Genomic DNA, 23,216 nt, shown 5'->3' with positions numbered 1-23,216 from the left:
GGCCCGCCTTCCGGGCGTGTCTTCGGTACGAGGTCCACGTGTCCGCGACGCTTCGCCTGGGTATCGGTGCAGGAGTCCTCTTGTTCGCGGTCGGCTGCGGAGCCGCGGCGGCCGACGGCGAGGGGGAGGAGCCGGGCGCCTTGCCCGGAAGCGGAGGCTCCGGGCAAGACGGAGGGCTCTCACTGGGCGGGGCCTCGGGTGGCGGTGGAGCTTGGGGTGGCGGCAGCGGCCCCAGCGTCGGGTGCGGCGGGCCTTGCGCGAGCGGCTCGTTCTGCAGCGCGTCGGGCGCGTGCATCCCGGACGGCACCTGCAAGGCCGACGCGGACTGCGCCGGGGGGCTCGCCTGCGACTCGACCGCGGGCAAGTGCGCCCCGGGCGGCGGCTGCGGGGCGAAGCCCTTCACGATCACCGCGCTCAAGCCCAACGTCATGATCGTGCTCGACCGCTCGGGGAGCATGGGCAAGAGCGTGCCCGGCGCGGGGAAGAGCCGCTGGCAGGTGGCGCAGGAGGCCCTGGCGCAGCTCTTCGCGAGCTACAAGGACACCATCGGCTTCGGGCTGGTGATGTTCTCCGCCTGCAACGGCGCCGGCTGCGCGCCGGGCAAGATCTCGAACCCCATCGGCTCGTACACCAGCGACATCCAGAAGACGATCGCCGCCACGCAACTCTGCAACAGCGGGAAGAACGAGACGGTGATCGGCGGGACGCTGAACGGGCTGCTCGGCGAGGTGAGCTTGCAGGTCGCGGACCGCCCCAACGTCATCGTGCTGGTCACCGATGGCGCCGACAACTGCGGCGGCGGGGGCGCCAAGGCGGCGACGCAGCTGCTCGCTCAGCCGGTCTCCGTGAAGACCTACGTGGTCGGCTTCTCCGGCGACGTGAACGCCTCGGAGCTCACCTCCATCGCCAAGGCTGCGGGCACCGCGCCCTACTTCCAGGCCGAGAACGCGGGTCAGCTCCAGTCGGCGCTCTCCCAGATCGCCACCAACGTCGCGACCTGCACCTTCAAGCTCGATCAGGTCCCGCCCTCCGGGTCGCTCTGGGTGTTCTTCGACAAGGATCCGACCGGCGTGCCCAACGATCCGAACAACGGCTTCGCCTACGACGCGCAGACGAACACGCTGACGTTCCACGGCTCGGCCTGTGGGCTCATCCAGCAGGGCAAGGTGAAGGACATCGACGTCATCTACGCTTGCGACAAGCCGACGCCGTCTTGAGGAGGAAGGGCGCTCGGGGCCGCGCCGTAGCACGGGCATGCGGCTGCTGTTCGCGCTCGGCCTCGCGGCGAGCGGTCTCTGGGGTTGCTCGGGCTCGGACTCCGGGGCTGGCGGCTCCGGGGGGAGCGGGGGCGGCGCCGGGAGCGAAGCGGTGCTGCGGCTCTCGGGGAAGAGCGAGACCGAGCTCTGCACCTACTACGCGCAGCGCTACCCCGTGTCGTCGGCGCCCGCCGTTACGGGCTCCGATCTGTCTTGCGTTGCCGGCACGATCACGGCCGAGGGCGTCGCCCAGTACCGGCAGCGCATCGACTTCTACCGTGAGTGGCTCGGGCTCACGAAGACGGACGAGCCGGATCCGTCGCTGACGGAGCCCGCGCAGGACTGCGCCATGATGATGGGAGTAGCGGAGAAGCTCAGCCACAATCCGAGCACCGACTGGCCGTGCTACACCGCCGCCGGTGCGGAGACCGCCGGCGACGCCAACCTGGGCTACGCCTACGCATCTCCGGCCCAGAGCATCGACGTGTTCATGTTCGACTTCGGCAACGAGGACGACCCTGGGCACCGGCGCTGGTTGCTCTATCCGCAGTTCGCGGGGCTGGGTTACGGCTGGTTCGATGCCGGTCCCGGCGGGAAGTACGGGCGACTGAGCGCCAGCTGCGTGGTGACCTTCAAGGGATCCATGGACCTCGACCTGGCGCGCACGCCGGCGCCGGTCGCGTACCCGCCCGCAGGCGCGTTCCCGCACGCGCTCGCGGCCATCACCAACCTCGCCACACCCTATCGCGTACCCTGGTCGCTGAGCTGGCAGGGAGCGGACTTCTCCGGCGCGACGCTGAAGCTGGTCGACGAGAAGACGGGGCAGCCGGTGCCGCTGGAGCTCGACCTGCACCCGCTTCAGGCCTACGTCGGCGCCGACGCGGCTGGCTGGCTGCCCGCGCCGATACCGGCGATGGGCGACAGGTGGAGCGTCCGCATCGAGGGCGTGAAGCTCGATGGGATCGCCCAGCTGCCCATCGTCTACGAGGTTCAGATGGTGGATTGCGGCGCGACGCCGATCTTTCCTTGACTGGTTCTGCCGACAACGGAGCTCGCAGAAATTCCACCACCAGATGGCAGAATTTCGTGGAACAAGACTTTCGGCGGTCGGTCTCAGCGCGCTCGGCGAGGCGCTGGCGGCGCGGAGGCTCGTCCGGTGATCGCCGGCGACCTCACTCCACCGGCGCCCCGTCCCCCTTCGGCACCGCGGCGTTCATGCGCTCGGCGAAGTGCTCCGGCGGCTTCGCCTGGCTCAGGTCGAGCTCGAAGTCGGGGCGCTCCATCGGCGAGAGCTTCTCGATCAGCTCGGCCTGCTCGCGCTTCGACAGGCCCAAGGCCTCCAGCGCCGGCGTGTCGAGGCTCGCGCCGGTGGCGCTCAGGCCATCGGCCTTGGCGCTGACCAGCTTGCGGAGCGCCTCGAGCTCCATGCGGCTCAAACGCGAGCCGCACACGTCGTAGTCGATCCAGGCCTCGTAGGAGTGCGGCGCCAGCTTCTTCAGCATGCCCGCCATCACGCGCCCGTACTCCTGGATCTCCCACTGCGCGTGGCTGTCCACCCGGAGCTTGAGGAAGTGTTGCAGGTTGTGCAGGTCGATCTTCCAGTACCACTGCGTGTACGTGGACAGCGGCAGGTCGATGCGCGCGAGCTCCCGCGCCATCTCCTGGTTCGTCATCCACTCGTAGGCGGACTGGGAGAGCCTTCGGATCTCGTTCCAGCGCGCGACGGCCTCCTGGTACTGCTCCGCCGGCACGCTCTGGCCGCTGCGCCCCTGGTTGTTCTTCGCGCTCTGGGTCTGGAGCTGCTCTTCGCTCGGGGTGTAGAAGAGCATGGGCATGAGGGAGTAGCGCCCCGAGTACTCGTTCACGCTGTTGTGCACGATGAAGCCGTCTGCGACGAAGTTGTGATATGGCCCCGCGACCTCCAGGTCGTAGGTCATCTCCTCGCCGACGTAGTCGATGCGGGCGACTCTGGAGAACGTTCGCACCAGAGTCAGGGCCGCCCGCGAGGTGATTTCATCGACGCTGAGCCCCTCGGCGCGCCGCGCGCGGAGCCAGTCTCGATCTCGGTAGGCCGGCGTACCGTTCACCGCGAAGGCCGGCGCGTCGCCGTTCCAAGTCACGGCGTTCCCCGAGGTCAGGCGAACCCCCGTCGCCTGCTCCAGCGTCAGCCAACCGCGCTCGGTGAGGCAGCGGTGGTCCTTCGACATCTTCAGGGTGTAGCCGTTCTCCAGCGTGACCCGGAAGACGGGCTTCACCCCGCTCTCCCACACGTCCACGACGCTCGTGTGGATGACCTCGCCGGTCTCCTCATCGCAGCTGCGGAGGCGCATGCGCGAGAGGGAGTCTCGGTGCGCCGTCCCCTGCGTCCACATGCGGTGGAAGTCGGCGATAGTCACGTTGTGGCGCTGCCGTCTGCCGCGCTTCTCGGCACCTGGGAGGTCGAAGTGGAGGAGCGCGTCTCCCGCCAGGCACGCCGTCCTGTGACGAATCCACTGCCTTGCCACGAACATCGGCATACAGCAGTGGAACTTCAGCTCCACCATCTCCGTGGGCGTGGTGTGCAGGTGGCGGCGCAGGTAGCGGAGCAGGCCGCGGGTCATCTGCGCCTTGCGTGTGCCGTAACCGTAGCTCACGCGGGCGGCGCGCTCGATGCACTCGTCGGTGCCCATGTAATCGACCAGCGACACGAAGCCGTGGTCGAGCACCGGGAAGTAGAGGCCGAGGATCTGCTCGGCGCCGGGGGAGACGGGGCGGCTCGTCTCGGTCATGCGATGAGCTCGGCGATCTGCACGGCGTTCAGCGCGGCGCCTTTGCGCAGGTTGTCCGCCACCACCCACAGGTTGAGCGCGCCGGGCACCGCCAGGTCGTCGCGCACGCGACCGACGTAGACCGGATCGGTGTCGGCGGCCTGGAGCGGCTGCGGCTCCTTGCCCGGTGCGTAGTTGCCGTCGTCCACCAGCACGATGCCGGGCGCCTTGGCAAGGAGCTCGCGGGCGCGGGCCGCGCTGAGCGGACGCTCGAAGCGCACGTGAACGCTCTCGCTGTGACCGGTCACGACGGGCACGCGCACGCAGGTCGGGGTCACGCCGATCTCCGCGTCGCCCATGATCTTGCGGGTCTCGTTGACCATCTTCAGCTCTTCCTCGCTGTAGCCGTCCTTGCCCGGCTTCCAGTCGGAGAGCACGTTCATCGCCATCTGGCCCGGGAAGATCTTCGGCTCGGGCTGCTTGCCGCTGGCGATGGCGGCGATCTGCGTCTCCAGCTCCTCGACGGCCGCGTGACCCTTGCCGCTCGTGGCCTGGTAGGTGCTGACCACGATGTGCCGGATGCGCGCCTCGTCGTGCAGCGGCTTGAGCGCCACCACCATCTGGATGGTGCTGCAGTTGGGGTTGGCGATGATGCCCTTCTTGCGGTGCATCACCGCCTGCGGGTTCACCTCCGGCACCACGAGCGGGACCTCGTCGTCCATGCGCCAGGCGCTCGAGTTGTCGATGACCACGGCGCCGGCCGCGGCGGCGATGGGACCGTACTCGCGGGAGACGGCGGCGCCGGCGCTGAAGAGCGCGATCTTCACGCCCTCGAACGACTTCGGCCCAAGGGTCTCGACCGTGAGCTCCTCGCCGCGGAACGGCAGCTTCTTGCCGGCGCTCCTGGCGGAGGCGAGCGCGATCACGCGCTCCGCCGGGAACTCTCGCCGCTCCAAGGTACGGAGCATTTCGCGACCGACCGCGCCGGTCGCACCGACCACTGCCACCACCAGGTTCATCTTCGCTTCTCCGGGCCCGAAAGGCAGCGGAGAGTAGCGCAGAGCGAGCCGCTCCGCGACCATTCGGCGATCTGCTACGCTCCGGCCGCGATGCTCCGCCGCCGCGTTCTCCCCGTGCTCGCTCTGGCGGGAGGCGCCTGCGCCCACGCGAGCGGCGGCGGCTCGGACGCGCCGCTCGGCAAGGGCTCGGTGGCGCCGCCGCTCAAGGTGGTCACGCCGGCGCGCATCGTGGCGCTGCCGGACGCCTCGGCCTCGCTTGTCGAGAAGGATCCGGACGGCTCGACGCGCTTCATCTCGCGGGGCATGCGCGTGCTCGCGCGTCCGGACGGCTCCCTCGAGCGCAGCCGTCAGACCTTCCCGACCGGGCGGGTGGTCCGCGCGCTGAAGCTGCCGGCGCGCCTCGGCGGCGGCTTCCTGTTCCACGCCTCGGGTTCCGGCTCGACCCACCTGTGGAAGGCGGAGGGCTGGACGGACGACGTCGTCCCGTTCGCCAACGTGGACTTCGACGCCGAGCGCATCGTGGACGGCTTCGACCGCATCTACCTCCAGGACCAGCGCTCGTTCGACGTGGTCGCGCTCGATCCGCAGACCGGCAAGGCCACCGATCTCGGTCCGCTGCCTGCTTCGCCGGCGTACTCGAGCATGGCCTTCGCCGACGCCTGGCTGGGCGTGGTGGAGGTGCCGTTCCGAGGCGTGCTCGCGACCTTCGACGCCGGCGCGAGCTGGCGCCCGCTGGGTCTCTCGCAGAGCTACGGCGTCTACCTGGACAAGGGCGAGATCGCCATCAACTCGAGCCTGGGGCGCTTCGTGCTCGACGCCTCGGGCCGGCTGCGCCAGCGCGCTCAAGTCACCGACGACGACGCGACCTTCGTGGGCGCGGGCAAGAAGGGCGTGGCCGTCGCTCCGACCGTGACCGCGCCGGCCCCGCCCGAGCCGCCGCCGCCGCCGGCCGTGGGCCCTCTGGGCAAGCTGCCGCTCCGCGAGGCCATCTTGCACGGCATGCCGGACGCGCCGGACTCGGCGCTGGTGGCGAAGGACGGCGTGCTCGCCCGCGTGAGGCTGCGCGACGGGCGACTGCTCGACGTGGCGGAGCGCGCCTTCCCCCCGGGCTCCAGCTGTCACGGCGTGCCGCTGGGCGACGGCTTCGGCTTCGTGTGCGGGCAAGAGCGCGGTGGGACGGTGGTCTACGCGTACAAGAAGCCGTTGTCGCTCGAGCCGGTGATGCGCTTCGACGAACCGCGCTTCGTCGCGCCGAGCGGCAACGGCGCGCTGGTGGTGCGCGGGCCTTGCGTGGGCAAGCAGGCGGGCGCCGTCGGGGCGTACTGCATCCGCACCCGCGACGGGCGACAGAGCGAGATGCGCGTGCGCGGTGATCTGGGCGTCGAGCGCCTGGTGGCGCTGTCGGACGGCGGGACCGCGGTGCTGGTCCCGCCCCGCCTGGGCGCGCCGGGCACGCTGACCATCGTGGCCGCGGACGGCAGCGCCAAGACGGTGAAGCTGAAGCTGCCGAAGGACGACGTGCAGAGCGTCGCGATGCTGAAGAAGGGCCTCTGGCTCGAGGGCTTCATCGAGCGCGAGTCGGCGGGCGGCGACGACAAGCCGAAGGCCTCGCCCCTGGTCGAGAAGGTGCTGCGCAAGAAGGGCAAGAACGCCCCTGGCAGCGACAAGACGGCGAAGGCCCCGAAGCCCAAGTGGAAGAAGCAGCTCGCCGGCTGGGTAGTCGCGGCGGGACCGTTCGTGGGCGTGCGCGTCGATCTGGACGGAGCGGTGCACGTCGGGCGCATCGAGAGCGACATCGATCGCGCGCTGATCTCGACGGATCTGGCGCTGGTGCTCGGGCGTGGCGGCAGCGCCAACGAGAGCATCGACGGCGGCTTCACCTGGCGCGAGGTGGACCTGCCCGCGGAGACGGCAGATCCGGTGGCGCGCGCCAGGAGCGGGGAGAGCGCGGAGCGCGGCTGCTCGCGCGTCGGCTGCGTGTCGAGCTCGTGGATGCGCGTCGGCTGGCGCGGCAAGACGGAGACGAACGACATCGAGGTGGTGGACGCGCCGAAGTACTCGCCCATGCCGGCGAGCCGCGGCGGGCGCTGGAACATCAGCTGCGCGCCGACCGGCGAGGTGGTGGGGCCGGCGCCGAAGCCCGAGCGCAAGGTTCCCGAGCGCGACGACGAAGCGGGCGTGGTCGGCATCGGCGGCGTCTGGGGGCGGCACCGCTGGGGCATGCCGCCGCCGGCGGCGCCCACGGCGGACGAGCTGAAGAGCAGCGAGTGGCTGGCGTTCAAGGGCGTGGCCCCGCCGCCGAAGAAGGCCGCCGAGCTCGGCTTCGACATGGGCACCGAGCACCTGGGCGCGCAGGTACGGGGGTACGCCTGGGGTGCGCGCGGCGCCAGCTGGGATCGCGTCGGGAGCTTCGTGCTGCGCGCGTACGACTCGTTCTCCCTGAACCGTGCTGTCTGGTCCACGGCCACCGCGCGCGCACCTTGGAACGACGCCATCGCCGCGTCGCAGGTCTTCGGTCGCGACTACAACCAACCGAGCGCCTGGTTCCCGGTGCTCGAGCCCTCGGGCCGCGCGGCGGCGATGCTGGTGAACGCCCGCGGGACCACGGAGCTGCTGCTCCTGGAGGAAGGCCGCGGCGCCGTCAACGTGCAGGACGCGGCGAAGTGGGGCCTGTATCAGCTCTCGGGCGCGGTGAAGGTCGGCAGCACCTGGTACCTCGGCTCGTACGTCTCCGGCAGCTCGTTCCGTCTGTTCAAGGTGGACGCGGGTCGCGTGGTGCAGCTCCGGGACTACCCGATGACCGGTGGCTGGCGCCCGAACACCACGCTGGTGGTGAACCTGGTCCGCAACGCTCGCGGCGACGCGCTCGGCATCTGGGTCGAGGCCCGCCGCACCCGTGGCGCGGCGACGCAGTGGTTCGTCTACTCGATCGATCCCGAGACGGGTGATGCGCTCGACATGCTCACGATCGATCCGGCGGATCTCGCGCGGCTGCCGCCCGCGTGCGCGCAGGGCGCGGACGGTTGGCTGCTCGTCGGCGATCCGCCAGTCGAGCCCTACGTGGACTACGTGCAGAGCGCGGACGGCGTCCGGTCTCGGAACATGCAGGCGAAGATGCTCGTACAACCCGAAGGGCTCTGCGTAGAAGTACTGAGCGCCGAGGCGGACACCGACGTTCCGGCGCGCATCGCGCGCGCCGACGCTTCGTTCGCGAGCGGGCGCGAATCGATCCCGATGGTGCTCGACGAGCGCGGGCGCGCAGGTCGGCGTTGGGGTTTCCGCTGTGTGCGTTAGCGGAGTTGCGCACGCTCGTCTTGCAAACCTGAAAGACGACGCGCGCAGCGGCGCAACCCGACATAACCGAGCGCTTCTCGGTATTTGCAATTTCCGACGCGGACTGCTACCTGATGCTCGTCCGCGTGGAGCGAGGCTGTCCCCCCCCCGGCCCCTTCACGCGGACGCTTCTTGTTGTCGGCGCGGGCTCGACTGACCTGGGTGGGAGTTTCAGCGGGTTTTTCCCGGCGCCGGAGTAAGTTCTCCGACAAAGCGCGAAAGGGCCGCTAACCTTCGGCTTTCGGAGGCCTACCTTGCGTCGCTTCGTCGCTCGTTCGCTCGCGGTTTCGTTTCCCGTCTTGGCGGCGTCCGCCGCAGTGCTCGTCGCCAGCTGCTCGGACAGCGAGGAGGGCGGCACGGGTACGACCAAGCCGCAGTATCCGAAGCCCGAGCCCGGGGAGATCTGCGAGTGGCCGCCCAACCCCGGCTTCGTGAAGATCCAGTTCCAGCCGCCGACCAGCGTGCTCGCGCCGGGTCAGACCCGCGAGCTCGACGTGATCGTGAATCCCGACGTGTGTCTGCCCACCAAGCTCACGTTCGAGAGCAGCGACGCGAGCATCGTCGCGGCACCGCCTGCGGAGGAGCTCTACCTGACCAAGGCGAAGGTGCGCGTCAAGGTGACCGGCAAGGGCGTGGGGACGGCGACGCTCACGGCGAGATTCCCCAAGGGGGACGGCACCGACGCGACCACGGAGCTGCCGGTCGAGGTGATGACGGCGGACATCCCGGCGTGCAGCGGCAGCGGCGCGGGCAAGCTCGACGACGGCAAGACGGTGAAGGGCAGCGGCGGACTCGCCGGCGCCAGCATCGGGCTTCAGGTGGGCGGCACCAAGCCGAACAGCGGCAGCTACTTGTGGGGCGTCGAGCCCTTCGACGTGACCATCGGCTGCGGCAAGGACCAGGTTCCTGCGGGGTACACCGCGCTCGGACCAGCGGTCAGCTTCGGCCCCGGCGACAAGCGCTTGCAGCGCGAGATCCCCTTCGCCGTCCCGATGAACCCCGCGGTGATGCCGGACGCGGCGCAGCTGCGCCACGTCACGGTGAGCTACACCGGCCCGCGGGCGCAGAAGCCCCGGGCGATCCCCATCGCCAACCCGCGCATCGTGCGCACCGACGCCGGCTACAGCCTAGAGTTCCTGGCGCCCTGGCTCGGCACCTATCAGGCCGTCGTGCAGAGCGACGGTGGCGAGAAGAAGCGCACGCGCAAGCTCACCCACCGCGCCTTGATCGGCATCTCCATGGGCGGCGGCGGCACCGCCATGTTCGGCCTGCGCAACCACGACAAGTTCGACGTGCTCGCGCCGCTCGGCGGCCCGGTGGACTGGACCTGGATGCTCGGGCACATCTATCGGAATCACCTGGGCGGCTGGCTGCCGAACGACGGCACCACTCCGCCGACCGCGCTCGGGCCCATGCCCACGCCCACGCTGCCCTACGAGCACCCGAGCACCTTCAACCAGTGGTGGTACGAGTACCCGAAGATCGGCAACGGTGGCAGCTTCCCGCGCGCCGAGTACGTGCAGATCTTCCGCGACCTGGCGCTGATGTTCGGCAACCCGAACGGCTACAACGCAGAGCAGGGCGGCGAGAACCTGCCCGCCGGGATCTCGCCCATGGACAAGACCGTCGTCGGCGATCACCCGGGGAGGGAGTGCGCGGTCTGGGTCGATCCCCTCGACGGCCCGGACAAGGAGAAGCAGCAGGAGCTCGACCAGAACTGTCCGAAGGAGCGCTGCAAGTACACCACCACGCTCCAGAACTACTACGACGACGAGTTCAACCCGAAGGGCACCTTCCCGGTCATCACCGTGTGCGACGGCTCGCCGCAGGACTCGACGCTGTCGCCCTGGGCCAACACCTGGAAGCCCACCGGAAACGACAAGCCCCTCGAGCTGGCCCTGGCCGTGGACTACAACGGTGACGGCAAGCGCGATCTGGACGAGCCGCTGATCCGCGCGGGCCACGAGCCCTTCGACGACTTCGGCAAGGACGGCCTGCCGAGCGAGCAGGAGCCGGGCTACCAGGCCGGGGTGAACGAGGACCCGGCCGGCGACGACTGGCACCCGCAGTACAACCCGAGCGGCCTCGAGGGCAACTACCGCTGGGACGAAGGCGAGCCGTTCAAGGACGACGGCCTCGACGGCGTGCCGAACACCAAGAGCAGCCCCTACGACTTCGGGGAAGGCAACGGCAAGCTCGACTACGCGCCGGGCTACCGCACCTTCCTGGAGCGCGACTCCCGCACCGTCATCGAGCAGCACCCGATGGGGACGCAGCCGAAGCCTCTCGACGACGCGGCGCTCGCGCGCCTGGATCTATGGACCGACGGCGGCACGCGCGACCTGTTCAACTTCGCGGTGGACGCGCAGGCGCTCTCCGGGGCGTGGTTCTCGCGCAACCGAATCACCCACTACTACACCGAGACGCACAACATCCCGGGTCAGAACCCCAAGGATCCGAAGATCTTCACCGGCAGCGACCTGGACTGGAGCTCGATCCCCGGCGGCGTGATGCTGCGCTACGGCAAGATCGATCCGGCGCAGAAGGACATCGATCTCGGCTCGGGCCAGCACGTGGGCACCGTGGACGAGATCGCCCGCCGCTTGCAGTCGGCGCTGTACTTCATCGGCAGCCGCTGGCCGGACGCGCCCCGCAAGCACCACGAGGACAGCAACGTCGCTCCCGCGCCGGACGCCACCGCCTGCGAGGTCAACGGCGGCTGCGACTGGGAGTTCACCGACTCGCGGGGGCGCAAAGGGCCCGTCAGCGTCAACCTGCCGCCGGGTTACGCCCACGAGGATCTCCAGACCAAGCGCTTCCCGGTCATCTACCTGCTCCACGGCTACGGCCAGACGCCGGAAGACCTGAAGGCGGCGATCATCTTCCTGACGAACTGGATGAACTTCCCCGGCGACTCGACGGCCACGCGCCTGCCGAAGGCCATCATGGTCTACGTGGACGGGCGCTGCCGGCCCGGCAAGGACGAGGCGGAGTGCATCCGCGGCACCTTCTACACGGACAGCGTGCGCGACGCCGGGCCCAAGATCGAGAGCTGGTTCCTGGAGCTGATGGACGAGGTGGACAAGCGCTACCGCACCATGGCGCCCAGCGAGATCGACTGGGTGGAGTGAAGTTCGAGCAGCCGGCGCCGAGCCGGCGTGCACCTCTGCCGAAGCCAGACATGCGGAATGTATGGATGTCGAACGAAGCCCACGCGAAGGTCTTCTGGTCGGGCGGCAGCCAGGCCGTGCGCCTGCCGAAGCAGATGCGCCTCGAGAGCGGCGAGGTTCTGGTCCGACGCCGCGGCAAGACGCTGGTGCTCACCCCCATCGAAGAGCCGGCCGGTTGGGCCGACTTCTGGGACCGGCTGAAGCCGCTGAAGCACCCGGTGAGGCGCCACCCGACGCGGAGCCACGAGAAGCGCCGCCCTTTGTGAACTCCTGCTCGACACCGACGTCTGCATCGCCATCCTGAACCGCGACGAGCGCATCCAGCCGCACCTCGAGCGCCACTCGCCCTCGGAGCTCCGCATGAGCGCCATCACGCTCGCAGAGCTTCGCTTCGGGGTGGCCAAGAGCGCGCAGCCCAAGCGGGCTCAGTCCAACCTGCGCGTGCTCCGATCCAAGGTGGCGGTATCACCCTTCGACGAAGAGGCTACGGAGCGGTACGGAGAGCTCCGGGCCCTGCTCGAGAAGCGTGGCACACCCATCGGACCCCTCGACACCCTCATCGCGGCCCACGCGCTCTCGCTCGGACGAGCGCTCGCGACCCACAACACGCGGGAATTCAAGCGCGTCCCCGGCCTCAGAGTGGAGGACTGGCTGGCGGACTGAGGACGCCTGGACGCTCCGCGCGGTCCGAGGCCCATCCGCGCTGGTCTCACCAGCGCGTGACGATCCCCGCCTGCCGGCGCCAAGCGTCGATCTCGTCGCGGCTGCGCCCCTCGATCCGCCGGCGCATGCGCTTCTGCCGAAAGCGCGCCACCCATCGCGCCAGGGTCATCCACGACTCCATCGGCGCCTCACCGCCGTCGGGCTGGTTCTCCATCGGCGTGTTGATGAGCGCTCGGAACTGCACCAGGTCGAGCTCGTCCTCGAGCTCTTTGCCGCAAGCCCAACACCACCCGTCCTCTCTGGTGGAGCGATGAGACTCGCAGAGCCGGCAACCACAGCGCGAGCACAGCGTGCTCTCGCTGCCGCCGCAGTACGCGCACACGAGGGCTTGTCGATACGTCACGTCCGCCCGTCGTGCCCACCAGGAGGCGCCGTCAGCCGCACTTCCCGCCCGAGCACAGCTGGCCCGCCGGGCAGGCGTTGTCGCACTTGCCGCAGTGCGCGGCGTTCGACGAGACGTTCACGCAAGCGTTGCCGCAGAGCTGAGCGAAGCCGCCGCAGTAGCACGTCCCGCTCATGCAGTAGCCGGTGCCGGCGTCGGGGGCGTACTCCGGGCAGACCACGCCGCAGGCGCCGCAGTTGGACGTGTCGTTGTACGGGTTGACGCAGGCTCCGCCGCACGAGAGCGCCCCGGCGGCGCAGGTGCAGGCGCCGGCGATGCACACCTCGTTCGCCGCGCAGCTCTGGCCGCAGGCGCCGCAGCTCTTGGCGTCGGTCTGGAGGTTCTTGCAGCCCGTCGAGCACTCCGTGAAGCCGGCCTTGCAGACGCACTTGCCGCCGTCACAGATCTTGCCGCCGGTGCAGGCCTGGCCGCAGGCGCCGCAGTGGCTCGCGTCCGACTCCAGGTACACGCATCCGGTGTCGCACTGGGTCTGCCCCGTCGGGCACACGCACTGCCCGCCGCTGCACACGAGGGGGTTCCCGTAGTAGTAGGAGCCCGGGCAGGCCGCCCCGCAGGCGCCGCAGTGGCTCTTGTTGGTCAGGAGGTTCACGCAGGTGTTCCCACACTGGGTCAAGCCGATGGGACACCCGCACTTGCCGTCGCTGCAGATGGCGCCCGAGGCGCACTCGTTGCCGCAGCTGCCGCAGTGATCGGCGTTCGTGCTCAGATCGGGGCAAATGCTGCTGCCGCACTTGACCGCGTCGGCCTTGCACTTGCAGCTGCCGAACTCGCACGTCTGCGTGGCCGCGCAGGACTTCCCGCAGCCGCCGCAGTGCTTCGGATCGCTCTGAGGGTCCACGCACGCTGTGCCGCACAGAGTCTTGCACTGGCAGCTCCCGCTCTTGCACTCCTCCGTCGCGGCGCAGACGTTGCCGCAGGCGCCGCAGTGCTGCGGGTTGTCGCGCGGGTCGATGCAGGCGCCGTCGCACGGCAAGAGATCCGAGGGGCAAGCGCCGACGCAGCTTCCCTTCGCGCAGACCGCCGGGGCCTTGCACGCCTTGTTGCAGGCGCCGCAGTGCTGGGCGTCGGCCTGGAGCTTCACGCACGAACCGCCGCACTTCGTGGAGCCCGACGGGCAGGCGAGCGCGCAGTCGCCCGCCTTGCACTCTTCTCCGGTTCCGCAGGCCGCTTGGCAGGCGCCGCAGTTGCCCTCGTCGGTCTGGAGGTCCACGCACTTGCCGTCGCACTTGGTGTAGGGCTCGGGGCAGGTCTTGGCGCAGACGCCCTCCGCGCAGAGCTCACCGGGCGGGCAGGCGTTGCCGCACTCGCCGCAGCTCTGGTTGGTCCAGTCGAGGTTCAGGCAGCTTCCACCGCAGTCGGTCGTGCCCTTGGCGCACGAGATCTCGCACACGCCTTCCGAGCAGACGAGCCCGCCGGGGCACGCCGTGCCGCAGGCGCCGCAGTGCTTCACGTCCGTGCCGATGTCCACGCAGCGGCCGTTGCAGTTGGTCGTCCCGGAGGGACAGTTGGCCGGGACCGCGCCCTTGGGCGTCGTCACCTCCACGCAGCTCGGCACCGCCAAGCTCGACCCGAAAAAGAGCGCGACAGCGAAGACCCGACCCCACCGCATGCTCCCGAGTGTCGCACGAATTGCCCGGGAGGTCATCGCGGGTCAGCGCAGCGCTGCGAGCGCCGTGACCACGCTGGCCGCGAACGCCGCGCGCGTCTCGGGCTCTTCCCAACGCGCGGCCTCGCGATCGTCGAGCGCGTTGTGGGTCTCGACGATGACCGAGGGCAGGCTCGGGCGCCAGAGCACGAAGACGCGCTCGCTCGTCGGGTGGCGATCCACGAACACGCCGGGCTGCTGCGCATCCGGCGCGTAGGTGTTCACGTAGTCCGCGCCGTCGTAGGCGAGGAATCCAGCGGACTCCATCGAGCGCGCCAGCGCGCGAGCGAGCGCCACTCGGCGGGCGCCGAGGCTCGCTTCGCCGTGATCCGACCAGAGCAGCGAGAACCCGGGCGCCGTCCGGCTTCGGGAGCAGCTGGTGTCGGGCTCCGGCTGCCAGAGCTCGCGCTTGCCCCGCACGTCGGAGTGCAGGCTCAAGAGCACGTCGGCGGGCCACGCCTCCGCCTCACGGACGCGATCGGCGTAGGGCACCAGCTGATCGCGCCCGCGGCTCAGCTTCACCTCGAAGTGTCCGGTGCGCGCCAGCGCCGCCCCGAGCTCCTCCGCCAGGCTCAGCGTGAACGTCTGCTCGTCGCGACAGAACGCGCTCTTGTTGCCGCTGTTGCCCGGCGCACCATGTCCCGCGTCCAGGTAGACGCGGCGCGTGCCGAACCCCGGCGGGATGGCTGCGGGGACCTGGCTGAGCGAGGCGCGCGCGTCGGGCCAGGCGGGCGGGGAAGTCGGGCCGAGGGCGCGACCGAGCGCCCAGCTCGACAGCGCGAGCCCCGCGAGCACTGCCAAGACCGGCGCCTTTCGCACGAGCGTCGGGCAATTGTCCCCGGTCCCGGGGAGAAGCGCGAAATTTCGGAGTCAGGGCCGCGCGAACACGGCCATGCCCACGCCGAAGATCAGGAGCCCCGCCTCCAGCAGCCAGAACAGCAGCCAGATGCCGCCGAAGATGCCGCCCATGATCATGCCGACCAGCGAGAGCGTGGCGTTGACGCCGGTGTCGTTCTCTTCCTTGGCCTTCTGCCGGGCGCGGTTACCGAAGTAGAGCGCGGCGAAGCCCATGGGAAAACAGGTGGTGGACATCGTCGCCACCGCCAGCACCAGCGAGATGACGGCGTCGGTGTTCGTCGGTTTCGGCGGCGGCCCCAGGGGCGCTCCGAAGCTGCCCGCCGGGGGCGGCACGAAACCCGCGGGTCCGCCGGGCGGCGGGCCTCCTGGCGGTACGCCCGGCGGCACCCCGGGTGGTGCGCCGGGCGGCGAGTAGGGCGGGCCAGGCGGCGGCTGCATCACTCCCGCTCGAGCTTCTTCGCCATCTGCTCGCCGAGCTGGGTGGCCCTCTGGGTGGCGTTCTCGACCGCGTCCATCAGCGTGCGGCGGAGGCCGCCGGCCTCCAGCGTGTGCAGGCCGGCGATGGCGGTGCCGCCGGGGCTCGTGACCATGTCCTTGAGCCTCCCCGGGTGCTCGCCGGTCTCGAGCAAGAGCTTGGCGGAGCCGTACACGGTCTGCGCCGCCAGGAGCATCGCGGTGTCGCGGTGCAGGCCGACCTTCACCCCGCCGTCGGCCAGCGCCTCGATCATCAGCATGACGTAGGCCGGGCCGCTGCCGGAGAGGCCGGTGACCGCGTCGATCAGCGACTCGTCGAGCACCACGCTGCGACCGGTCGCGTCGAACAAGGTCTTGGCCACCGTCACGTCCTCCTCCGTGGCGTGGATGCCCGGCGCGATGCCGGTCGCGCCGGCCAGCACGATGGACGCGGTGTTCGGCATGGCGCGCACCACGCGCACCCCGGTGTGCAGCCGCGACTCGATGGACTTGATGGGCACGCCGGCGGCGATGGACACCACCAGCGTGTCGGGTCGGATGCTGGCGCCCACGTCGTCGAGCACGCGATCCATCACCTGCGGCTTCACCGAGAGCACGATCAGGTTGGCCCACGCCACGAGCTCGCGGTTGTCCAGGGTGGTGACGATGCCGTGGGCCTTGGCCAGCTCCTCCAGCCGCTCCTTGCGCACGTCGCTGACGCGCAGCTGCTCCTTGGTCAGCGTGCCCGAGGCGAGCAGGCCGCGCACGAGCGCCCCGGCCATGTTCCCGGCGCCGATCAACCCGACCTGCTTCGTCTTCACGGCGCGTAGGATTGTCGAGGTGCGCGCCCCGGGCAAGGGGCTGACGAGGTGAAGGGGCTGCGCCGCGCGGTGGAGGCGGCCTGACTCGGCTCAGGACCCGAGGCAGCCGAGCACGATGTCGATCTTGGCGTTCGGGTCGCCCGTGACCTTGGTGCACGAGGCCGGACACAAGAGGATGGTCGTCGGGCTGGTGTTGTTGTCGTAGTACCAGCCGTCGGCGGTGCCGCAGGCGGCCGCGTTGTTGACCCGCGGCAGCTTCTGGGGCGAGCCGCCGCCCGGCGTGTATTGGACCTCGATCTTGTCGGGATCGATGATGCCCGCGTCGCTCGTCGGCATGCCGTATTGGCAGCCGACCGCGGACTGCTGGATGGCCTGGAGCGCCGCCACGAACGCCTGCGGGTTTCCGGCGCCGACGTTCCAGTGGTAGCAGGGCCCGGCCCCGTTGCCGCAGGAGTCGGTGACCCCGGGGACGTTGTCCGGGTGCGTGGTGGTGCCGCCGCCCGCCGCGATCTGCTCGAGCGTGGTGAAGTTGGCGCCGGTCATGCCGATCACGAAGGTGCGGACGCCGGTCGCGGTGAAGTGCGCGCTGGCGAGCCCCGCCATGTACGTGCCGCTGGTGTTGCAGGCGTTCGGCGCGCCGTCGGTGATCAGGATGGCGATCATCACGCGGTTCGGCTGCTTGTTCTTGCCGGTGTAGTCGATGAGCCCGCGCAGCCCCGCCTCGATGGGCGTGTTGGAGCCGTTGGGCACGGCGGAGTTGAGCGAGCCCTGGAGAGCGCCCAGGTTGCCCGGGAGCTGCCCCAGCGCGACCGCGGGCGTGGCCTCGGTGCCGCCGGCGCCGGTGCAGGCGTACCCCGTGATGGGGAAGTACTGGAGCGCGACGCCCATCCCCGGCGCCGAGGGCGAGGTGAAGAAGCCGTTCAGCGCGTTGACCGCGTAGCACCACTTCGACGCGGTGGTCGCGCCGATGTTGCAGTCCGTGCCCATGCTGCCGGACTTGTCGAGCATGATGTACATGTCGAGGGGCTTCGGCTCGGCCTTCGCGGTGATGGCTGCGCACGCGTCGCCGACACCGCCGCCGTCGTCCTCGGTGCCGCCGTCGTAGGTGAACGAGACGTCGGGGAGCCCGGCGTCGGCGCCGAAGCCGCCGGTGCCCGCGCCGCCGGTGCCCGAGCCACCGCCGCCGCCCGTGCCGGAGCCCGCGCTGCCGCCGCCGGCACCGGCCGTTGCTCCGCCGCCCGCGGCTCCGGCGCTTCCGCTCGCGCCGCCGCTGCCCGCGTTGCCGCTGCCGCCTTTACCGGTGCCGCCGGTGCCCTTCGATTCGCCCTCCGAGCCACCGCCGCAGGCCACGGCGTAGGTCAGCGGGAGCAGGCACAACCCGAGCGCGAGCGTTCTCCTGGTCATCGACGAAGTTTCCGGCAAGACGCGGGCCCGGGCAATGGAAACCGGTCGGACCGCTAGGGCAGCGCGCCGAAATCTCCGAGGGCGCTCCTCACCTCAGGGGCGTTTCTCGCCGCGCGCACGCCTTCCGGGAGCGGGCGGGCATCCACCGGGGCGAACCAGATCGCACGGGCGCCGGCGTTCAGTGCGCCGACCACGTCGGCCTCCCAGGCGTCGCCGACGTGTACGATGTTCGAAGTCGAGACACCGAGCTCGGCGGCGGTCCACTCGAAGATGCGTTTGTCCGGCTTCTCGACGCCGAGCACGCCGGAGTCCGCGAAGGCCCGGAAGCGGGAGCGAATGCCGAGCTCGACGCAGAGCTCGCTCAGCTTGCCCTCGCTGTTCGAGACGACGCCCAGCGGAACTCCCAGCTCGGACAGCTCCTCGACCAGCTCGAACATGCCCGCGATGGGTTTTCGCCACAGGTTCTGGATCGGCTGCTGTTCCCAGAGCCACTCGGCCAGCTCGCCGACAGGGCGGCCCTCGACCCCGGAGCGCTCGAGCAGCGTGCGCATGAAGGTACACCAGGCGTCGTGGGCCACCAGGCCGGCGCGCTTGGCGTCACCGTAGGCCGCCCAGGCCGCGTCGGTCTCGCGCGCCGCCCGCGCCGCGTCCAGGCGCGCCCCCTGCTCGGCGAGCCGGCGCACCAGCATGTCGAGGTCGAGCTCCGCCAGGGTCTGCCCGAAGTCGAAGGTGATGGCGGTCATCCGAACAGGCTCTTCAGCTTCTCCACGAAGGTCTTCTGCTTGGGCTGAACGTCCTCGCCCAGCTCGTGGCCCAGCTGCTCCAGCAGCTCTCGCGCCCGCGGCGTGAGCTCGGTCGGGACCTCGACGCTGATCTCCACCAGTTGGTCGCCGCGACCGCCGCGCACGCGGTGGGGCAAGCCCTTGCCGCGGATGCGCAGCACGCTGCCCGGTTGCGTCGCGGGTGGGACGCGCAGCTTCACCTTGCCCTCGAGCGTGGGCACGTCGATCTCGCCGCCGACCGCCGCCTGCACGAAGCTGATCGGCACGCTGCACAGGACGTCGTCCCCTTCGCGCTGGAAGAACGGGTGAGCCGCGACCTCGATCAGGATCTCCAGGTTGCCGGGCGCGCGCTCCGGCCCCGTACGACTGCCGGCGCCGTCGATGACTCGGCTCGAGCCCGAAGCGACGCCGGCGGGGATCGTCACCTCGGCGGTCTTGCTCCGCTTGGTGAGCCGAGCGCCCGAGCAGCGCTTGCAAGGCGTGCTCGGCAACTGGCCGGTGCCGTGGCAGCGCGAGCAGGCGCGCTCGACGGCGATGGGGAAGATGGCCTGCTGGAAGCGCACCCGTCCCTTGCCGTTGCAGGCGACGCAAGTCGAGACGCTGGCGCCCGGCTCCGCGCCGCTGCCGCCGCAGCCCTCGCACCGATCCACGACGTCGTAGCGCACCTGCTTCTCGCAGCCGTGAGCCGCTTCCTCGAAGGAGAGCTCGAGCTTCACCCGCACGTTGCCGCGGCCCTCACCGCGGATGCCGAAGGCGTCCAGGATGTCGCCGAAGATCCCGTCGAAGCCTCCCAGGTCCACGAACGGCACGCCGCCAGGTCCCGCGCCACCCGGTCGGAAGGCGGCCTCGCCGTAGCGCTCCCACGCGGCTCGCTTCTGGGGGTCGCTCAGGATTTGATACGCCTGGTTGATCTCCGTGAAGCGGCTCTGGGCGTCCGGGTCACCCGGGTTGCGATCCGGGTGGTGCTTGACCGCCAGGCGGCGAAAGGCGCTCTTGAGCTCCGCCTCGCTCGCCCCCCGCCCGACGCCGAGCACCTCGTGAGGATCCCGCACGGCCGGCCCATACCACGGCGGGGGAGCCGCAGAGAGCCGCCTCGAACCGCCGGCCGGACGTTAGCCCGCTTGGCCCCGCCGCGGGGAGGGCTCTAATCTTCTCCGCGATGAGCACGTCGGAACCGCCCGATGATCGGCGCCAGGGCGACCGCCTGCCCATCGAGCTCAAGGTCGAGTACCGCCGGGTGAACACCTTCTTCGCGGACTACACCAAGAACATCTCTCGGGGCGGGACCTTCATCGCCACGGAGCGCCCGCTGCCGGAGGGGACGGAGTTCGTGTTCGCGCTGGGCATTCCCACGATGGAGGAGCCGCTGCGCCTCAAGGGCCGCGTGTGCTGGATCACGCCGGTCGAAGAGGCGACCAAGGCGAATCCCGCGGGCATGGGCATCGAGTTCCAGTTCGCGGACGCGGCCGAGCGTCGCGAGAGCGAGCGCACCGTGGAGAAGCTCCTGGTCGATCAGCTCGGCGAGCACATCGCGGAGAAGCTGCTCGGCAAGAAGATGGAGGACTGAGTCACCTCGCGCTCGAGGACCGGGAACGGGGCGGCTGTACCCGCCGGCGAGACCGGGTTGTGGTCAGCGAGCTGGGAACAGGTCGGCTGTACCCGCCCGCGTGACCGAGGCGAGCTTGCGCGGGGCATCCGACCAAGTATGATCTTCGTATGCAGAAAGCACGAGTCACGGTAACCGTGCGACGACAGCTCCTGGCGAAGGCCGAGCGACAGGTGAAGCGGGGGCGGGCGAAGTCGGTCAGCGCGTGGGTCGATTCGGCGATGGAGGAAAAGGCGCGTCGCGACGACCTCGCGGCCCTTCTCGCGGAGATGAAGGCCGAGAATGGTCCAGCCACGAAGAAGGAGGAGCAGTGGGCAAGGGACGTCCTCGGCCTGTAGTGCTCGACGCTGGAGCCCTGATCGCTTTCGAGCGCAACGACAGGAAAGTCCGGACGCTCGTCGAGCTCGCCCTGGCCAATGGTGTGGCGCTGCACGCGCCGGCAGGGGTCGTGGGCCAGGTGTGGCGGGATGGGAAGCGGCAGGCGCGTCTGGCTCGGCTGGTGGGGTCAGGCCTCCTCGAGGTGAAGGCGCTCGATCGCGAAGAAGCACAGGCGGCTGGCGTGCTGTGCGGTCAGACCGGGACCAGCGACGTGATCGACGCCAGTGTCGCGCTACTTGCCCGGCGCCACGCGGCCACGGTCGTGACGAGTGATGCCGAGGATTTGAGGCGCATCGACCCGAAGGTCCGGCTGGTGGAGTGCTGAGGCGCGGCGCGGGTTGACGCTCCGCCCTCGGAAGCCCTCACGGCAGCGCGACGCCGTCCGGCAGCTTCATCGGCAGCGGCGCCTCGCGCGCCAACAGATCCCGGGCGATCATCACCTCGACCAGCTCGATGGCCTCGCTGGAAGCGACCTCGGCCAGCTCCTTCTTGGTCTCGGTCGAGCCCTTCGCGCGCCGGAGCATGGCCGTGTAGAACTTGGCCTCGGTCTTCTGCACGGGGGTGCGCGCCGCCTTGAACAGCTGCTCGTCCGTGGTCTTGCCGCGGGCCCAGGCCGCGAGCTTCGCCGGCCAGCCGCTGTCGTCGTCGATCCGGGCCAGGGCCTCGCCCACGGAGCCGTCGCTCGCGACGCCGCTCTGTTGCTCCAGGAGCTTGAGCCAGAGCGCCGCGTACACCAGATCTTCGTCGGCCAGGCCCGCCTCCAGCGCCTGGCGCAGCGCCTGGCGCGCGGTCTGGAGATCGCCGGAGGTGAGCGCGCGGCGCGAGGCGTCGAGAACCGTCGCGGTGAGCTGCCGCGTGTCGGTGCGGGAGGCCTCGTAGGCGCGGTCGGTGGCGCGCTTCGCGCCCTGCGTGGCGCCGAAGTGCTCGAGCACGCGGGCCAGGACGCGCTCGGATCGAGCCTGCTCGGCGCCGGCCCGGCTGCTCTCCCGGGCCTTGAGCGCGGCCCGGAGCGCCGAGTCGAGGGCGGTCTTGGCCTCCGCGACCGCGCCCTTGTCGCGGTGCACCTCGAAGCTCGCGACCAGCGCCTCGGCCTCCGAGGTTGGATCGCCGTACTTGCGCGCCAGACCGGCGACACGGTCCAGTGACGCGAGCGCCGCCTTGGCGTCGCCGCGCTGGCGATCGATGGCCGCCAGCATGTTGAGCGCCTCCAGCGTGGGCTCCGCCTTCGTGGCTGCTTCGATCAGCGGGCGCGCGCGGCCCAGATCGCCGGCGCGCGTCTCGAGCACGCCCATCACGTAGCGCAGGCGAGCCGGCGTGGGGCGCACCTTGCCCACGAGCTTCTGCGCATCGGCCAGGGCCAGGATGGGCTCGGCGGACTTGAAGGTGCGGCGCGCGGCGGCGTGCTCGCCGATCTCGGCCTCTCCCAGCAGCGCGCGCAGCGTGAGCGAGAGCGTCCAGCTCAGGTCCTGCGCCGAAGGGGCGTTGCCGAGCGCGGGCGCGAGCACCGCGGGAGCGACCTCCGCCATGCCGTGGTCCACCAGCTCCACCGCCAGCGGGCCCGCGCCGCGGAGCGAGCGCGGCTCGGCGCGGAACAGCTCGACGGCCACGCCAAAGGCCGCGGCCTTGCCCAGCGCCTGATCCATGGAAGTCTCCGGCCGATCCGCGTCCTCCGCAGAGCCGTAGAGGCGGTACAGATCGGCCCAGGCCGAAGGGTCGTCGTCCTCCGCGGCGCGCTCCAGGCGCTCGACCAGACCCGGGGGCACGACGCGCAACAAGTCGCCTTTGTCCAGCGCCGCGAGCGCGCCCTTCGCGTCGCCGTAACGCAGGTAGATGGCGACCAGCGTCGCGCCGCCGGCGCGCATCGCGCGGTAGGCCTCGATGGCCTCTTCGCGTTCGAAATTCGCCGACTGCACCGCCTCGCTGGTGTTGAACTCGAGCGCCTTCTTGATCCAGGAGATGGTGCCGTCCCGGGCCGTGTCCAGCGCTTCTTTGCTGGGCTCGAACATCGCGCGATCCGTCGCGGAGCGTTGGAAGCTGCCCGCGGACTGCATCTGCCCCGCCGAGCGCAGCGCGCTGCTCCAGCGCTTGAGCGCCTCGAGGTGGGCGTCCACGTCGTTCTTCTCGTTCCCGGCGGGCAGCACGCTGCGCAGCATGCCGTAGAGCGCCAGCGCGCGACCTTCGTTGCCGACCCGAGAGACCTCCGCCGCGCCGGCCCGGAGCGCGGGGACACCACCCTGGAGCATCTCGCTCCGGAGCTCGCCGACGCGCGTCAGGTAGAGCGCGCCGGTGAGCGCGGACAGTCCCGCCTCGCGCCTGTCGCCGGCGAAGCGGCTGCCTGCGCGAGCGAGCTGGCGGCGGACGACACCCGCCAAGAGGCCCATGCGCTCCGGCGTCTGCTCGTCCGTGAGCAGCACCTGGTAGGTCGTGGCGGCGAACTGCTCGTCGCTCACTGGCGCCGCGTCCACGGGTCCGTTCACTCCGCCGGGAACCTTGGGTCCGGCGTGCGATCCCGTGCCGCAAGCCGCGGCCTGGAGCGCGAGGGCCGCGCCGAGCGCGATGGAGAGCAGACGCATCGTGACCGGCAGTCTACTCGGCGCCCCGTTCGGTGCACGATTTCG

Annotated in this window: 20 protein-coding genes; 9 read left to right on the top strand and 11 right to left on the bottom strand. The window is 70.5% G+C overall.

All coding sequences use genetic code 11. The features are described from left to right. Positions 1–38 precede the first annotated feature (38 nt). Positions 39–1,217, top strand: coding sequence for a VWA domain-containing protein (locus HS104_22835; protein MBE7482799.1), 1,179 nt, complete (start codon positions 39–41; stop codon positions 1,215–1,217). Positions 1,218–1,254: 37 nt separating this feature from the next. Next, positions 1,255–2,286, top strand: coding sequence for a CAP domain-containing protein (locus HS104_22830; GenBank protein ID MBE7482798.1), 1,032 nt, complete (start codon positions 1,255–1,257; stop codon positions 2,284–2,286). 142 nt (positions 2,287–2,428) lie between these two features. Here HS104_22830 and thyX read toward each other — a convergent pair whose 3' ends face one another. After that, positions 2,429–4,024: an FAD-dependent thymidylate synthase gene (thyX, locus tag HS104_22825; protein MBE7482797.1), complete on the bottom strand. Its 1,596-nt coding sequence runs from the start codon at positions 4,022–4,024 to the stop codon at positions 2,429–2,431. Continuing rightward, the gene (locus HS104_22820; GenBank protein MBE7482796.1) at positions 4,021–5,022 is read right to left on the bottom strand and encodes an aspartate-semialdehyde dehydrogenase; all 1,002 of its coding nucleotides are present in this window, start codon (positions 5,020–5,022) and stop codon (positions 4,021–4,023) included. The genes thyX and HS104_22820 overlap by 4 nt, the downstream gene beginning before the upstream one ends. A 90-nt stretch (positions 5,023–5,112) precedes the next feature. On the opposite strand from HS104_22820, the gene HS104_22815 reads away from it, so the two are divergent. The 4 genes from HS104_22815 (at position 5,113) to HS104_22800 (ending at position 12,188) form a co-directional block, all read left to right on the top strand. Next, a complete protein-coding gene (locus tag HS104_22815; GenBank protein MBE7482795.1) occupies positions 5,113–8,316 on the top strand; it encodes a hypothetical protein in 3,204 nt (1,067 codons plus the stop codon). Positions 8,317–8,609: 293 nt separating this feature from the next. Further along, positions 8,610–11,486: a hypothetical protein gene (locus HS104_22810; protein MBE7482794.1), complete on the top strand. Its 2,877-nt coding sequence runs from the start codon at positions 8,610–8,612 to the stop codon at positions 11,484–11,486. 65 nt (positions 11,487–11,551) lie between these two features. Then, positions 11,552–11,791 carry a hypothetical protein gene (locus tag HS104_22805; GenBank protein ID MBE7482793.1) on the top strand — a complete coding sequence of 80 codons (240 nt, stop codon included), beginning with the start codon at positions 11,552–11,554 and terminating at the stop codon, positions 11,789–11,791. A 4-nt stretch (positions 11,792–11,795) separates the two neighbouring features. Beyond that, on the top strand, positions 11,796–12,188 hold the full coding sequence (locus HS104_22800; GenBank protein ID MBE7482792.1) for a type II toxin-antitoxin system VapC family toxin: 393 nt from the start codon (positions 11,796–11,798) through the stop codon (positions 12,186–12,188). Between the two features lie 46 nt (positions 12,189–12,234). Here HS104_22800 and HS104_22795 read toward each other — a convergent pair whose 3' ends face one another. From HS104_22795 to dnaJ, 8 genes are all read right to left on the bottom strand, one after another. Next, positions 12,235–12,591 carry a hypothetical protein gene (locus HS104_22795; protein ID MBE7482791.1) on the bottom strand — a complete coding sequence of 119 codons (357 nt, stop codon included), beginning with the start codon at positions 12,589–12,591 and terminating at the stop codon, positions 12,235–12,237. Positions 12,592–12,622: 31 nt separating this feature from the next. Next, positions 12,623–14,260 (bottom strand): hypothetical protein, encoded by a 1,638-nt coding sequence (locus tag HS104_22790; protein MBE7482790.1) that lies wholly within the window; start codon positions 14,258–14,260, stop codon positions 12,623–12,625. A gap of 42 nt (positions 14,261–14,302) precedes the next feature. Further along, positions 14,303–15,097, bottom strand: coding sequence for an N-acetylmuramoyl-L-alanine amidase (locus HS104_22785; GenBank protein ID MBE7482789.1), 795 nt, complete (start codon positions 15,095–15,097; stop codon positions 14,303–14,305). Between the two features lie 69 nt (positions 15,098–15,166). After that, entirely contained in the window at positions 15,167–15,592 is a 426-nt protein-coding gene (locus HS104_22780; protein MBE7482788.1) for a hypothetical protein, read from the bottom strand. Further along, positions 15,592–16,389, bottom strand: coding sequence for a pyrroline-5-carboxylate reductase (proC, locus tag HS104_22775; GenBank protein MBE7482787.1), 798 nt, complete (start codon positions 16,387–16,389; stop codon positions 15,592–15,594). The genes HS104_22780 and proC overlap by 1 nt, the downstream gene beginning before the upstream one ends. Positions 16,390–16,518: 129 nt before the next feature. Further along, positions 16,519–17,832 (bottom strand): VWA domain-containing protein, encoded by a 1,314-nt coding sequence (locus HS104_22770; GenBank protein MBE7482786.1) that lies wholly within the window; start codon positions 17,830–17,832, stop codon positions 16,519–16,521. A gap of 53 nt (positions 17,833–17,885) precedes the next feature. Beyond that, the gene (locus HS104_22765; GenBank protein ID MBE7482785.1) at positions 17,886–18,521 is read right to left on the bottom strand and encodes an HAD-IA family hydrolase; all 636 of its coding nucleotides are present in this window, start codon (positions 18,519–18,521) and stop codon (positions 17,886–17,888) included. Positions 18,522–18,571: 50 nt separating this feature from the next. Continuing rightward, the gene (dnaJ, locus tag HS104_22760) at positions 18,572–19,666 is read right to left on the bottom strand and encodes a molecular chaperone DnaJ (GenBank protein ID MBE7482784.1); all 1,095 of its coding nucleotides are present in this window, start codon (positions 19,664–19,666) and stop codon (positions 18,572–18,574) included. Between the two features lie 107 nt (positions 19,667–19,773). Between dnaJ and HS104_22755 the strand changes: the two genes are divergently transcribed. From HS104_22755 to HS104_22745, 3 genes are all read left to right on the top strand, one after another. Beyond that, a complete protein-coding gene (locus HS104_22755; protein MBE7482783.1) occupies positions 19,774–20,181 on the top strand; it encodes a TIGR02266 family protein in 408 nt (135 codons plus the stop codon). A gap of 149 nt (positions 20,182–20,330) precedes the next feature. Beyond that, positions 20,331–20,558 (top strand): hypothetical protein, encoded by a 228-nt coding sequence (locus tag HS104_22750; GenBank protein MBE7482782.1) that lies wholly within the window; start codon positions 20,331–20,333, stop codon positions 20,556–20,558. Next, positions 20,531–20,923, top strand: coding sequence for a PIN domain nuclease (locus HS104_22745; protein MBE7482781.1), 393 nt, complete (start codon positions 20,531–20,533; stop codon positions 20,921–20,923). Before HS104_22750 ends, HS104_22745 begins: the two co-directional genes overlap by 28 nt. 37 nt (positions 20,924–20,960) lie before the next feature. Here the strand turns inward: HS104_22745 and HS104_22740 are convergent, their stop codons facing one another. Continuing rightward, the gene (locus tag HS104_22740; protein ID MBE7482780.1) at positions 20,961–23,171 is read right to left on the bottom strand and encodes a hypothetical protein; all 2,211 of its coding nucleotides are present in this window, start codon (positions 23,169–23,171) and stop codon (positions 20,961–20,963) included. Between the last annotated feature and the right edge of the window lie 45 nt (positions 23,172–23,216).

It is taken from the genome of Polyangiaceae bacterium (assembly GCA_015075635.1).
Lineage (GTDB): Bacteria > Myxococcota_A > Polyangia > Polyangiales > Polyangiaceae > JADJKB01.
Note: the sequence above shows the minus strand (reverse complement) of the source record. Positions and strands in the feature narration are given on the sequence as shown.